The sequence below is a fragment of the Pedobacter terrestris genome, assembly GCF_052343045.1.
Classification (GTDB): Bacteria; Bacteroidota; Bacteroidia; order Sphingobacteriales; family Sphingobacteriaceae; genus Pedobacter.
In genome coordinates, this window is sequence record NZ_CP180264.1 from 3,631,058 (window position 1) to 3,644,930 (window position 13,873).

Consider the following 13,873-nt stretch of genomic DNA (forward strand, 5'->3'; position numbering starts at 1 on the left):
ATTTAATTATTACAGGGTTTATCAATAACGGCATTACTATTATTTAGTTGCAAAGGCGTGTAATCATTGGAACCAGGGTTAGATTTGTACAGGTTTAGAAAAGCTCCAAATTTTAACAGAAACCGAACTCCTGGTGCGACATTTCCTTCTCCACCGAGTGCAAGATATGCCGCATTATATTGCGTACTAGGTGTATTATTGTAATTCTGGTATGCAACTAAAAAAGCATCCCAATCCTTGACTGTAACTACATAATTTCCATATGCAGTGACAACTGTAGTAGACACGTTGGCTTTATAGTAATCAACCCCAACTCCACTATTTGCAACAGTTGCTAAATCTTGAGCCATGTGCATCACATCTGATGGAGACGGAGCATTCCCGTCAAGATGGGTATGAGCCTCGCCAATTTTAAATCCATCTGTCATATTCCAGGTAAAACTAGGTGCCTGCCATATTGTACCATTATTGGTGGTTATTTGTGTATTCTTGTATCCATCAGCAGAACCCAAGCCAGTCAATTTGAATGCTGTTCCACTTTCAGAAGCACCATCATCCAGACTCGTACCAACGATAGTTTTCTTCAAAGAATCCATTGCGATGGAAATACGGGCAATCATTGCTTTAGTTTTAATCTTGGCCTTTCCCACGCAAGGGTCTGTATCTAGCACTGGATCTGGACCTTGTACTGTTTCTTCATAACCGCCACTGGTATTCTCGCCGTAATCAGGTTCAAAACTCTGGATGTCACACATCTTTATGTCATAACCAATAATGCTATTGGTACAGATGTCGGCTCCACCATTCACATCACTAAAACAAAAGGTAGCATAACGAGGTGAACTGCCGCAAGGAATCATTACGGCCACTTTAGAGCCTGGAGTGGGTATTTCATACCGAGTATACTTGATGTCTATTTTTCCTTGTTTATAATGCCATCCTACATTATATTTCCCATTCAATTGGTAATACTGGACAATACCGGAAAAGCTTCCTACATTTTTGTAGCGAACGCTCGCGAAATCTTGAGTGGGACTATCAGAAACCAAATTCATGAAATTGCCAGTTATGTTACCAGTTTCAATGTTTTTCACAATGACCAGACGAAATCGGTTCCTCTTTTGATATTCTTCAATTTGCAATGTTTCAATTTCTGTCTCTGCTGTGATGATATGGTTTGGATTCAAAACTTCAATCTCATGGATAATGCTGTTTCCAGCATAAATTGTTGACATTCGATCCCAATCCGGCTGGATACCGGGTAATTGCTTATCTAAACCACTAGTTTTGTTTTTGAGGTACCAGGATTCAAGTTCGGTAAGTATTGGGCCTTTTTGGATTTCTTCAGAATTGTAGTTTTTCTTACATGCTGAGAATACCATAAGATACGCGAGCAAGCCAATACCGATTTTTTTCCAGTATAGACTGAAAGCCTTTTGAGAGTGTTTCATTTTTAATGATTAGTTATTTTTTGTCCAAATGTCGTTATTATTTAGCAAATAAATATGCTGTGTATTGGCATATAATCCTAATTATGATAGTAATAAAGCTCAAGCATTGGCACAAGGCGGGAGTATCGAAATGTCGACAAGCAATATGTTGTTAATACTCAAGAATGAGATACAACTAAACCAGGCTACACAGGTACTAAATACCCCTAGATATTGTTTTACATTTTTACGGTTTAATTATATGAATATTAAAATAACAATGAAGATATTAAGAGTAACACTATTTGTTCTGACTTTAGGTATTTCAAGCTCAACTTGGGCTCAAAAAACACCAATCGGTGACAACTCGACTATTGTCGGGCAAATTTTTAAATTGCTTGGCCACCAGTGTAATGTGTCGCAACTAAATGAATCTAAACAGATTTATATGTTTAATCTTAGCTATACTGTATCCAAAGTTGGTAACTCTATAAAGGTTACTAACTTCATCGCTTCTGGCGATCATGAAATGTTATCGGAGTTGTTCATCCAGATTTTAGTAAAATAAATCCATTTCATCATTGTTCTGTAACGTAAAAAAAATACAATCAAGCCTTCACATCCTCTTTTTAAATACTAAATCTGAGTTCGTACATTATAAATTCAATTTTTATCAGACTGGATTCTCTAAAAAAAATGATAAACGGTACCAGCTTAGATCCTGCTGCTTCTGAAAGTGGGACCGCGATTAAACTTACCGGTTTGGGATCGGCCGATGGATATAAGAACACGAGTATAACAACCAACACAGGCGCGAACTGGTTTGCACCAAATTTCTCTTGGAATGTAGCCAATGGTTTTAAAATTGGTGAAGCACATACCCACATGGATGGAAATGCTCCTTCACCATCAGACATCATGCACATGGCTGCAGACCTCGCTACGGTGGAAAACAGTGGTGTAGGCATTGCCTATTATAAGGCGATGGTATCCACAACAGTCGTGACTGCTTATGGAAATTATGTTGTGACAGTAAAAAATTGGCCCGGGTTTTTGGTTGAATATAACAATTACAAGAATTCCAATTCCAATGAGTATACCAACAATTATTACGCTCTAGGAGGCGAAGGAAATGTTGCACCCGGGGTCCGGTTTTTGCTGAAATTTGGAGCTTTTTTGAACTTGTATAAATCAGATCCAGGTTCAAATGATTACAAACCGCTCAAATTAAATAATAATAATGCTATTATTGAAATCCCTTGTAACAATTAAAACTATGAAAAAGATATTATTTATATTGCTCACATTCATTCCTTTTCTTTCACTTGCCCAACAGCCATTGAGCAAGGTAGCCCAACTACAGGTACCAAAGAAATCTGAAGTATTAACACAGAGCGCAGGAATAAGTTATACAAAATCAAACTTTAAGCTTCTCTCTGTACCTAATAATATGGCCAATACCTATCAGGTTGATAACGTAGTCGTTTCCTTTCAGGATTTTAAGCTACCTTATCCTGTTGATTTGGAACGGATAAAACAGAGTTCATATGGTGATCCGGAATACTATTTTAAAAGAAAAATAACCTTTTCCGGAAGCATCCAAAAGTTCAAATATCTCAGCTTCTTTGTAAAGACCGTGAGTAAGGATGATGAATCTTATTTCTGGTTTATTTCCGAATCTAAAAACTTAAAGGGTATTGAAGGCTGCATAGCTTTCAAGCTAAAGGATGCGGAACAAGCAAAACAAATTTTAGATAATTTGCTAAACAGTATAGAATTGAAATAATGATAACAAAGCTTCAAGTGTCACTAAGATTAAGTCTCTCAAAAATAACCTTAGTGCAGAAGCATTATTTCAAACATATTTCAAGAAGTAATAAAGCCGCTACCAATCGAAATAATAAGTGAAAACAGTGCTTTTAAATTAATTAAAAAATGTAGGTTTACTATCGTGAGTATGAGAAACTCACATCTCAAATTGAGAGCGTTAATTTCTAGAGGTAAGCATGTAAATATGCTTACCTCTTGTTAAAACTTTCTCAACTCCTTCTTCCTAATCCAGGATATAAAATTCAGTGCTCAAGTTGCTTAGCACAGTCCTATTACATTAAACCCAATAGCATTATTTTTATAAATACTACCCTCCCATTTTCTATTTGGCAGGGCACAACTTCGCTAGTCTCCCTGTCGATGTAATGCATTTGCTTGCCAGCAAAATCAACAAATAGCTTATCTCCGGCAAGGTGTTCCAGTGTCATACCGGGACGCCTGGCCACCAGTTGCTGCCTTAGATGGAAACAAAACTGGGCATAGCTGTATCCAGGCTTGCATCCAGCCTGGTATTCCTCATAAAGAAGTAGACGGGTCATCCCGACCGATTCCAGTTCCTTCGCATAATAACTTAGGTTCGCGCGAAGGTATTCGAACCGTGGATCTTTATAGGCAGGACTTCCGATATGGAATTTTCCCATTAATAATGGGTCTTCCATTTCCAGAAGTTCCGTAATTGGAATCTTTCCAGCCTCCAGCTTGGATATATATGCCTTAACAGTATTCTTGCTGATCCCAAGATTCCGGGCTATGCTTTTTATAGAATCACCCTGTTTGTGAAGTCTTAATAATTGTTCGATCTAACTCATTTCTTTCGATTTTCCGGCCATCCTATTCTACTTTAGGTAAAAGGTTATTTACCTAAGTAAGCCAAATCAAATTAAAGAATGGGGTCAACATGTTCCATTACAAAATCTTAAATACCCAAGGGTAGGGTCAATATCCGCCGGAATGTCAGTAAAAGCTTTAAATGGTTTTACCTTAAACCGAAATTAGGAAACATAATTGGGGGGTCAACATACTCCAGAATATCCAGATACAAAAGTTACGAAACTCTGTAGATAAATTGCTGGCAATGTAAACTGAAATCGTTTTAATTTGTCTTGTCAATCTTAATCTAATTGCCATTATTTGTATCACCACTAGGCAGATAATTTCCATACGATGGTTTAAAAAACAAATTATTATGATACTAATAGTATTATTTTTTATTTTTTTTTAAACTAGATTTTGGACTAGGTTTATTTTATAAGTATTTTTGATACTAATAGTATGAAAAATCAGTCTAAAATAAACAAGTTGCTTCACTCCCAGCCTTATGGTACAATATTTACCAGTGGTTGGATGTTACGTAACGGATATAGCCACGCACTCCAGCAAAGATATAAAGAAAGCGGTTGGCTAGTGCCTATCGGCAATGGAGCAAGCAAGAGGTCTGGGGATGAGGTCTCGGTAGAAGGCGCCTTATATACTCTTCAAAAGCAGATGGAACTTTCAGTACACATTGGAGGAAAGTCAGCCCTAGCAATTATGGGTAGGTCCCATTATCTGCAGATGGGTAAAAGTCGGTTGGTACTTTTTAGCAGAGCCGATGAAAAGTTGCCTAAATGGTTCGCTGAATATGATTGGAAGGTAACGATAGATTATAATAGCTCAAATTTTCTTGAAGATGAAATTGGAATGGTGGAGTCCAACATCCAGAATTTCAAAGTGAGGATTTCTGGTGAAATAAGGGCATTACTGGAATGTCTTTACCTTTCTTCGCGGGACCAGAATATCATGGAGTGCTATGAGATATTAGAGGGGATGTCAAATCTACGACCACAACTGGTTCAGAAACTTCTTGAGGGCTGTAATTCTGTGAAAGTGAAACGGCTGTTCCTCTTCATGGCTGAAAAAGCCGGTCACGCTTGGGTGAAATATTTAAAACAGGACTGTTTGGATCTGGGTTCAGGAAAAAGAAGTATTGTGCCTAACGGTGCTTATGTGAAGAAATACCAGATCACAGTACCTAAAGAACTAATGAAAAATGGAGAAAGTATATAAGAGCCAGGTCAAGCTTTTGCTTGACGTGCTGCCGCTGGTGGCTAGGGAGAAGTGTTTTGCGTTGCACGGTGGAACGGCGATTAATCTTTTTGTTCGTAACATGCCAAGGCTTTCGGTAGATATTGATCTCACCTATCTACAGATTGAAGACTGGGATACTTCGATAGGCAAAATCAACAATGCATTATCTAGAATTAAGTCGGATATCGAAAAGTCAATGAACGCTACCGCGGTCTTAAAAGCAGAAGTCTCCAAGTTGTTGATCAGTACAAAGCAGGCATCTATCAAACTCGAGGTGAGCAGGATGGGAAGGGGGGCATATGAAGAGCCAGAAGTTAGAGTGCTGTGCGAAAGAGCGCAGGAAGAATATAATACATTTTGTGAGATTGCAGTAGTGCCGCTAGGGCAACTCTATGGAGGAAAGATTTGTGCAGCCCTAGACCGCCAGCACCCAAGGGACGTTTTCGATGTAAAATACTTGCTTGAAAACGAAGGGTTTAATGATGAAATTAAAAAAGGATTTCTTTTCTGTCTGTTGGGTGCAAAACGCCCACTTTTTGAAATGCTCAATCCAAATTTTATTGACCAGAAATCTGCATTACAAAAACAGTTTAACGGCATGACATCGGAAGCCCTCAGCTATGAAGAATACCAGCAGATAAAAGTAAAACTTGTTGAGACAGTTACCAACGGACTTGATAAAATAGACAGGGAGTTTCTCCTTGCGTTTAAGAATGTGACCCCTAAGTGGGAAAAATACGCATACTCACATTTTCCGTCAATCAAATGGAAGATGAAGCATCTTCAGGAGCTAATGGAGAAGAATCCCAACAAACACAAGGACATGCTCGAGGAATTGAAAAAAGCACTTAAATTACCATAGAAGAATATGAATAATACATGCGCTCACTTACCATGTTTAAGGATTATGTTGCAACTTTCAATGCCAGTAATCCTCACGGCGATAGACCGATTTCTCCGGATAGATTTACTCCTTTTATAAAACACCTACAATCTCAAAATTTTTTATGCAACCTGGTCTGGTCGACGAACTAGGCTCTGGCATATTAAATTTGAATAAGTATTTAAAATATTATTCATCTGGAAAACCTGAGTTTATAGAGGAGAATGTATTTAGAGTTCCTATTCCGTTAGGAGACCAAAAAGGTGAAGGTACAAATGCAACAGTAAATGATCAGATTGTCCATGCTTTTGGGAAATAAATACAAAAGTGAGAGAAAGGCTAAGCAGGATAGTAAGTTTTATTGAGAATGAGCCCGGAAGTAGAGCGAATGCTATTACAGAAGGAGTTGAGTTGAGTTGAGTAAAAGTATTGTAAGAAGGGAGCTAACCAATTTAATTAATAATGATGTAACAGTTTTACTCAATATCTAATTGATTTTATTCGTTTTACAAACACTAGATTTGTTTTACTTAATGGAAGCTCTTTTATACTCATTGTATTGATTTTTTAATTATTTTACTGGCTTATATCGGTATTTTATTAAATTTACTGAAAAAATATACGTTTTACTGAAAAAAATGGCGAAGAACAAAGTAGGTAGTGAATGGTTAAAAGAACATTTGAATCTGGAAGGGTACGGAGTAACAAAACGGTCTTTTATTGGGACTCAAAATAAGATAGAGATGGCTGCTGATGGTACTATAGATCAGCAGTTTGGGCCGAAATACGCTCCTGGGGGCAATACGGTACCGAACCATCTAGAGTTCCTTCTAAAATATGAGGATATTAATTTTGACTTTCTAAGTGCGGTATTTGCACGTGCAGACCGAAAAGAACTGGATAAGTTTATTTCCGCCAGCCCCTCAGGTAAGTACAGCCGGAAGCTGGGGTTTCTTTATGAATGGTTGACTGGTAAACAACTTGACCTTACTACTGAACCCAGCGGCAACTACGTGAATTTATTGGATGAAGAACAATATGTTACAGGAAAGCAGATCAAGAATAGCAGGTGGAGAATTAATGATAATCTCTTAGGAGGACGAAAATTCTGCCCAATTGTCCGTCGTACAAAGGCCATAGAGGATGTATTAGATATTGATTATAGAGCAGAGATTGAAGAATTAAAAGAAGAGTTTTCACCTGAAGTCTTTAAAAGGGCAACCCAATATTTATATAGGAAAGAAACCAAGTCCTCATACGAAATAGAGAGTGAAAAGCCGTCGCCTGAAAGAATCGACCGCTTTATATCCATTTTGTATAAAGCTGGAACTACTCCGAGCGCTGAAGTGCTTGATGTCAAAAGCCTAACTGAATTGCAAAATGCCATTGTCGATCAACGCTATGCTCAGAAAGGTTTCCGAAATTTCCAGAACTTTGTTGGGCAAACCAACTATCGCATGGAGGAAATTTATCACTATATATGTCCTCCGCCTGATATGGTTAAATCTATGATGGAGGGTCTAATTGAGTTGGAAGAAAAAACAACTGGTGGGCCTGCTGTAGTGAGGGCGGCTATCATCGCGTTTGGGTTTGTATTTATTCATCCATTTGAGGATGGTAACGGAAGAATCCATAGGTTTTTAATTCATGACATGCTGACTCGTGATGGAGTGTCGGAGCATGGGTTAATCATACCTGTATCTGCGCATATGGTCAACAATATGAGAGATTATGATGCAGCGTTAGAGAATTATTCCAAACCTTTAATGCAGAGAATAAAGTTCAAACGGGACGAACGAGGAGAAATAATAATCACTAATCCCAATGAAGTCAATGCGTATTTTCGATACCCTGATCTAACTCAACAATGTGCTTATCTTGCTACTACTATACAAGCGACAATTAAGCAGGACCTATCTGAAGAACTTCATTTTTTAGAACGGTATGATGAGTTAAAGCGAGAACTGCAAAACCTAATAGACATGCCTGATAGAAGATTAAACGAAGTTATCATCTTCTTACATCAAAATAAGGGTGTTTTCCCAAAACGCAGGAAGAAAAATTTTGAGGAAATCACTGAGGAAGAGTTTGCGGAAATGGAAAAAATCTATAACGACATCTTTGATAACAACTAAACCAGGAATGCTTGAATTAGGCAGCATATATTCGGTATTTCACAATCTTATCTCCAGCGTTCAATTTAAAAGATTTTCAATTCGCGAATCGCGAATTGAGCCAAAAAAGGTAGTAGAAACTGTCACAAATATTTCATGGATTTGTGACAAAATAATTTATTTTAACAAGGAATATTCAGCACACAATCAGACAGTTAGTGTGATATTTAAGAATAAATACGGAAAGATATTTTTTCCATCCGAATTTTCAGATATTGGTAGTGCTGATGCGATCAGCAGCATCCTGTATTATAATGTTATTTAATATGATTATTAACCATAAACTAACAAAATGATATCACTTACATCTCCTTCAAAAGCACAGTCAAAAATTGCATATAATGTTCGAGCAAGACGTTTAGCAATGGAATTGACACAAGAGGAGCTGGCAAAACGCGCAGGCGTCCCCTTACCGACATTGCGGAAGTTTGAACAGAAAGGTTGGATATCTTTAGAATCCTTCTTTAAATTTCTCATGGTGGTCGGTGTATAGACGAAATGATTAATGCTCTAAAACCTTCAAAGCCAAATTTCAACTCGATAGATGATGTTTTAAAAGATTCAGATAGTAATTCACGAAAACGGGGACGTAAAAAATGAGCACTTCGTTAGCTGAGGTAAAAGTCAATGTTGTGACTGGCCTTGATTTTACAGTGACTCCTACCCAATGGCATGCCATAATCAGGTCGATATTCAGAGCTATGATAATGATGCATTATGGAAATACTTTTTTTTAAAGCTAATCTTAGCCTGACTGGTAGCCTGTAAGTTTTCTAAATTGGTAAAAAAAACGTTCAATCAAACGTAAGTCGTGTGTAACGATCTCGGCATTTCCCTTTAGCTCTTTATCGAAGGGAAGTATTTTTTGATAGGAAGTTTTCAAGCCCTTAGGCAGCAATACATCAAGATAGTAATTGCCTTTGTCATCAGGAGTGAAAGATATATTTTGAATTCTACCTTCAACAATACCATATTCCTGGAAGCGGTAATTGTCAAGCTTAATTAAAACTTTCTGCCCACGGGCGATTTTACCGGAATTGGCTGCTGCGACGAACATCCTTCCTATAAGCGAATGTTTCTGATGAGGTAAAATAGATAAAACAGGATCTCCACGTTTTACGAGTTGATTCTCACCCCAAAACTGCTGAAAACTTATTACACCATCTGTAGAAGAAATCACCAGGTAGTTTTGTTCCCATTCCCTTAGCGAACGTCGTAATTGTTCGAATAATTGTAAAGTCTGTGAAGCGAAATTGATTTTATCTTTCTCTGCATTAATGATTGTTCCACTTTTACTTTTATTAAGGTTAAAAATGGCTTCTTCAGTTTGTGAAAGCGAGATGTCAACGTTCTCTAAATTTTGTTGTGCCTGTAAAAATTTAATTCTTTCATTTTCGAATTCTGAAGCAGAAATCACCTTTTGACTGAACAAAAGCTGAGCACGGTTATAGTTTTTCTTTACAAGCTCGAACTTTAAACTTTCAAATGTTTTTTGCTTCTTCAACGTAACTATTCTGGCTTTGTTTGTTAGAATATTTTGAGCGGTCGCTACGTTTTCTGGCGCATAAGGTTTGAGTCTGTTAAATAACGCCTCATCCTGAAATGCCTTTGCAAATGCGTTATAATCGCCCTGCAAATCTCCCAGTTTAAATCTCGAAACCCGATCAACCGGAAACGTGAGTAATCCCGCAGGAGAAATAGAATCAACAATGGCTTTGAGGTGTAAAACATCGTTATAATTCGCTGTAGATTGTAAAACCATTAGTATCTGGTTTTTCTTTACCGCTTGATGGTCGGTGATGAAAATTTTTTCAATCTTTGAATCCATTCTAATCTGCAATTTTTCTGGCGGATTTTGTGAGGTAATCACAATTGTTGCAGGTACGAACTCCGGATATTTAATGAAATAACTCATCAGCAAAATCATTAAAATGATGAGGAGAATAACCATATTTCCCCAACGAATCATCCAGTGAGGTGGTTCAGATAAAATATCCTGCACACCTTCCGAGCGAAGCTGTAGCTCGTCTAGCTTATCTTTTTTAGTTTCCAAGTTCGAGCTGATTTTTAATTAGTTGATAATATTCCCCTTTTCTAGCGACCAATTCATTGTGATTGCCTTCTTCTACCACCCTCCCCTTGTCCAGCACAATTATCTTATCCGCATCTTTAACGGTCGATAACCTGTGTGCAATTACGACAGCGGTTTTTCCTTTAAAGAATTGGCCGAGGTTTTCGATAATTATCTTTTCGTTATTGGCATCTAATGCACTTGTGGCCTCATCGAAAAAAATATATTCAGGCGATTTATACACCGCCCGCGCAATAAATAACCTTTGTTTCTGTCCACCGCTCATGCCCATCCCTTCGTTACCAATTTTAGTGTTGTAGCTCAAGGGAAGCCGCTCGATAAAGTCCTGTATATTGGCAATTTCTATGGCTTTTCTTAATTTCTGTTTGTCAATTGAATCCTCGCCAATGGCGATATTATTGGCGATCGTATCGTTAAATACATAACTTTCCTGCATCACTACACCACAATGGTCTCGCCAGTATCTGGGAGAAATATATTTCATATCGGTATTGCCAATTTTGATTTCACCCTGATCGGGTTCATAAAATTTTGTCAATAACTTTAGAAGCGTAGTTTTTCCGCTACCACTAAGTCCTACTATAGCTGTTGTTTTTTGGAAAGGGATGGTTAGGTTTAAATTCTGGAAAACCAATGATTCAGCCCCGTTATACTTGAAGGAAACCGACTGAAGCACAATGTCTTTTTGCCCAATTTCCGATGCATATTCCGATTCAGTATTTTCTTCATTCTCCCGATCATGAATCTCCTGCAATCTTTCCAGAGAAATTTTGGCATCCTGTGTTTGTTTAATAAAATCTATGAGTTGCATTAACGGGCTGTTTAGCTGGCCAATAATATACTGTACGGAAAGCATCATCCCTAATGTTAGATTGCCGCTTAAAACCAGTTTTGCGGCCAGGAAACTTACCAGAATATCTTTTATCTGGTTAATAAAACTGCCACCAACAGACTGCCATTGTTCTAAAGAGAGTGCTTTAATTTTGATCTTGAATAACCTGATTTGCAAAAACTCCCAACCCCAACGTTTCTGTTTCTCGGCGTTGTGCAATTTTATTTCCTGCATTCCATTAATCAGCTCTATCACTGTACTTTGCTCCTGAGAAACCTGAGCAAACATTTTATAGTCGAGCTGTTTTCTTCTTTTAAGAAAAAAAACAATCCAGCCCGTATATAAAAGTGCGCCAAGCAGATAAACCATGAATAAGCGGTAATCGTAAATGAGCAGTATGATACTGAAAATGATCAGGTTGACCATCGAAAAGATGGTATTGAGCGAGGAGCTGGTGAGCAATTGTTCTATCCGATGGTGATCATTGATGCGCTGCATAATGTCACCTGTCATCCGCGTATCAAAAAAGCTGATTGGAAGTTTCATCAGCTTGATGAAAAAATCGGAAATGATTGAAATGTTAATTCGGGTAGAAAGGTGTAGCAAAATCCAGCTCCTAATGATTTCAATTCCCATTTTACCCACAAAAAGCATCACCTGAGCCAGTAAAACCAGGTATATAAAATTTAAGTCCTGGTTTTGTATGCCCACATCAACAATACTTTGGGTAAGAAAGGGAAAAATAAGCGACAATAAGCTTCCGGCCAACAGGCCAATAGCGAGTTGAAATATGAGCGATTTATATTTTAGTACATACCTGGAAAGAAAAGAGAAGCTGGTTTTGCTAGCTGTATCTTCAAATTGATTGTTATAAAATGCGGGAGTTGTTTCTAAAACAAGGGCAATTCCCTCTTCTGTATTTGAATCTGCATTTGCGCCAATCCAGTATTTTATAAATTCTGCTCTAGTGTAGGAAATCAGGCCGTAAGCCGGATCAGAAACATAGACTTTACCTGTATTATCAATTTTATATACAACCACATAGTGGTTTTTATTCCAGTGTACAATGCACGGTAGTGGTACATCGGCTAAAAGTGTATTAAAATTAATTTTAACACCCAGAGTCCTGAAACCTAAAGTCTCTGCGGCATTGCTCAAACCAAGCAGTCCACTTCCGTCTCTGGTTGTTTGGGCAAGGGTTCTTATTTGAGGCAAAGGAATGCTCTTATCGTAGTGTTTGGCAATTATGCGCAAACAAGTAGGCCCACAATCTTTAGCATCGGGTTGTTTATAGAACGGAAATTTTTTAAGCCCCATGTACCTGTACCGTTTGTAACAAATTATAATATTGCATCGCTTTTTGTTTAAGCGGATTCGTACTCCAATCTTCCCAATTATTTGTGAAAGGATTGTAGCCACATTTTAGTGGTTTAGATATATCTAAACCTGCAGCGTTGGTGTCTGTACGTTCTGTAAATGCCCTGCAGTCTGTACATACATTTCTAAATTCGCAAGACTTGCAAACCGCGATATCATTTTTAGTGATGTTCCAATACTTCCGAAATTCTGAATTATTTATTGCATCTTCCAGGGAAACCTCCTTAATATTCCCAAAAATTTCAGGCATTGCAGGACAGTTTTTAATGTTTCCATGTAGATCAATACCTATTTTTTTATTGAGGCAGGAATTGTGATTGAATGCTTCAGAAATCTTTAGGAGGTTTGTATCAAAATACTTGATATCTACTTTCCCGCAGGAATTAACTTTTAAATGCTGAGGGATAAAAACAAGATTAAATTTGAAAATATCGCTAACCTCAAAAGGAGCATTTTCACATTGATGAAAGACCAAACTGTAAATTCTCGCGCATTGTTCATTTAATTTGTTTATAAAATGCTCATCAATACCTGAATGGTATGGAGCAAAAATTTCAACACTTTCCACGCAAGAATTCCTCAACGACTCTTCTAAGCTCAGAAAAGCGGCTAACGAAAGCGGCTGTTCACAATAGATTACCAAATGCCTGATGCCCAGATTTTCGATAGATTGAATCAACCGCGGCAATAACAATAAATCAGCGCTTTCCATAAACATATTGGATATCGTGCTGGAATCTCTAAATTCAAGGCTTAGCGGCGGAAAGCTTAAATCCCAGTTATTTTCTGAAATAAACCCGTACTCTTTCTCCAGTAAAAAATCTAAATATTCTTGTACAAATTCTTTAGATCCTTCATCATAAAGGGCAAATACATCTTCAATAGAATCTGACTTCAACTCCTCAACTATGGTATAGAACTCTAAGGACTGCAGCTCAGAACTGTTTCTCTGCAGATCAGAAATGAGAACTCTGTTCGCTCCTTTTGTTATCAAAATAACGCTGAATAAATTAAAGTACCTCATAACAGTCTGCAAATCGGCTTGTTAGGTCTTACCAGCATTAGAAATTCAGTTTTATACCTGTCAGATGTACCGTAAAGCACATCATTAATTTTCTGATCAGTTTTATTGCCTCTGTATTCATCCACAAATTTGAACGTGAGTGGCAATTTATTTTTTTCTTCAAT

Annotated in this window: 13 protein-coding genes and 1 pseudogene; 8 read left to right on the top strand and 6 right to left on the bottom strand. The window is 37.6% G+C overall.

Annotated features, from left to right (window positions below):
* Positions 1 to 2 precede the first annotated feature (2 nt).
* Positions 3 to 1,451 carry a hypothetical protein gene (locus ACJVDH_RS15400; RefSeq protein WP_443944293.1) on the bottom strand — a complete coding sequence of 483 codons (1,449 nt, stop codon included), beginning with the start codon at positions 1,449 to 1,451 and terminating at the stop codon, positions 3 to 5.
* Positions 1,452 to 1,515: 64 nt separating this feature from the next.
* On the opposite strand from ACJVDH_RS15400, the gene ACJVDH_RS15405 reads away from it, so the two are divergent.
* The 3 genes from ACJVDH_RS15405 to ACJVDH_RS15415 all read left to right on the top strand — a co-directional run bounded on the left by ACJVDH_RS15405 (position 1,516) and on the right by ACJVDH_RS15415 (position 3,216).
* Positions 1,516 to 1,998: a hypothetical protein gene (locus ACJVDH_RS15405; protein ID WP_443944294.1), complete on the top strand. Its 483-nt coding sequence runs from the start codon at positions 1,516 to 1,518 to the stop codon at positions 1,996 to 1,998.
* Between the two features lie 128 nt (positions 1,999 to 2,126).
* A complete protein-coding gene (locus ACJVDH_RS15410) occupies positions 2,127 to 2,702 on the top strand; it encodes a hypothetical protein (RefSeq protein ID WP_443944295.1) in 576 nt (191 codons plus the stop codon).
* A 4-nt stretch (positions 2,703 to 2,706) separates the two neighbouring features.
* The gene (locus ACJVDH_RS15415; protein ID WP_443944296.1) at positions 2,707 to 3,216 is read left to right on the top strand and encodes a hypothetical protein; all 510 of its coding nucleotides are present in this window, start codon (positions 2,707 to 2,709) and stop codon (positions 3,214 to 3,216) included.
* 316 nt (positions 3,217 to 3,532) lie between these two features.
* On the opposite strand, the gene ACJVDH_RS15420 is transcribed toward ACJVDH_RS15415, so the two are convergent.
* Both ACJVDH_RS15420 and ACJVDH_RS15425 read right to left on the bottom strand, forming a co-directional pair.
* Entirely contained in the window at positions 3,533 to 3,919 is a 387-nt protein-coding gene (locus tag ACJVDH_RS15420) for a hypothetical protein (protein WP_443944297.1), read from the bottom strand.
* A 48-nt stretch (positions 3,920 to 3,967) separates the two neighbouring features.
* Positions 3,968 to 4,060: pseudogene (locus ACJVDH_RS15425) on the bottom strand (helix-turn-helix domain-containing protein); the annotation flags it as partial.
* Positions 4,061 to 4,532: 472 nt separating this feature from the next.
* Here ACJVDH_RS15425 and ACJVDH_RS15430 point away from each other — a divergent pair.
* The 5 genes from ACJVDH_RS15430 to ACJVDH_RS15450 all read left to right on the top strand — a co-directional run bounded on the left by ACJVDH_RS15430 (position 4,533) and on the right by ACJVDH_RS15450 (position 8,877).
* A complete protein-coding gene (locus ACJVDH_RS15430; RefSeq protein WP_443944298.1) occupies positions 4,533 to 5,306 on the top strand; it encodes a type IV toxin-antitoxin system AbiEi family antitoxin in 774 nt (257 codons plus the stop codon).
* Entirely contained in the window at positions 5,290 to 6,189 is a 900-nt protein-coding gene (locus ACJVDH_RS15435; protein WP_443944299.1) for a nucleotidyl transferase AbiEii/AbiGii toxin family protein, read from the top strand. The genes ACJVDH_RS15430 and ACJVDH_RS15435 overlap by 17 nt, the downstream gene beginning before the upstream one ends.
* A gap of 190 nt (positions 6,190 to 6,379) precedes the next feature.
* Positions 6,380 to 6,529 (top strand): hypothetical protein, encoded by a 150-nt coding sequence (locus tag ACJVDH_RS15440; RefSeq protein ID WP_443944300.1) that lies wholly within the window; start codon positions 6,380 to 6,382, stop codon positions 6,527 to 6,529.
* 319 nt (positions 6,530 to 6,848) lie between these two features.
* On the top strand, positions 6,849 to 8,345 hold the full coding sequence (locus ACJVDH_RS15445; protein ID WP_443944301.1) for a Fic family protein: 1,497 nt from the start codon (positions 6,849 to 6,851) through the stop codon (positions 8,343 to 8,345).
* Positions 8,346 to 8,748: 403 nt separating this feature from the next.
* Positions 8,749 to 8,877, top strand: a complete 129-nt coding sequence (locus tag ACJVDH_RS15450) for a helix-turn-helix domain-containing protein (RefSeq protein ID WP_443947630.1) — start codon at positions 8,749 to 8,751, stop codon at positions 8,875 to 8,877.
* A 252-nt stretch (positions 8,878 to 9,129) separates the two neighbouring features.
* Here ACJVDH_RS15450 and ACJVDH_RS15455 read toward each other — a convergent pair whose 3' ends face one another.
* Genes ACJVDH_RS15455 through gwsS form a run of 3 tightly spaced genes read right to left on the bottom strand, consistent with a single transcriptional unit; the run spans position 9,130 to position 13,721 of the window.
* Positions 9,130 to 10,437 carry an HlyD family secretion protein gene (locus ACJVDH_RS15455; RefSeq protein ID WP_443944302.1) on the bottom strand — a complete coding sequence of 436 codons (1,308 nt, stop codon included), beginning with the start codon at positions 10,435 to 10,437 and terminating at the stop codon, positions 9,130 to 9,132.
* Positions 10,427 to 12,625 carry a peptidase domain-containing ABC transporter gene (locus ACJVDH_RS15460; RefSeq protein WP_443944303.1) on the bottom strand — a complete coding sequence of 733 codons (2,199 nt, stop codon included), beginning with the start codon at positions 12,623 to 12,625 and terminating at the stop codon, positions 10,427 to 10,429. Before ACJVDH_RS15460 ends, ACJVDH_RS15455 begins: the two co-directional genes overlap by 11 nt.
* Complete coding sequence (gene gwsS, locus ACJVDH_RS15465; RefSeq protein ID WP_443944304.1) at positions 12,615 to 13,721, bottom strand: grasp-with-spasm system SPASM domain peptide maturase; 1,107 nt, start codon at positions 13,719 to 13,721, stop codon at positions 12,615 to 12,617. Before gwsS ends, ACJVDH_RS15460 begins: the two co-directional genes overlap by 11 nt.
* Positions 13,722 to 13,873: the final 152 nt, after the last annotated feature.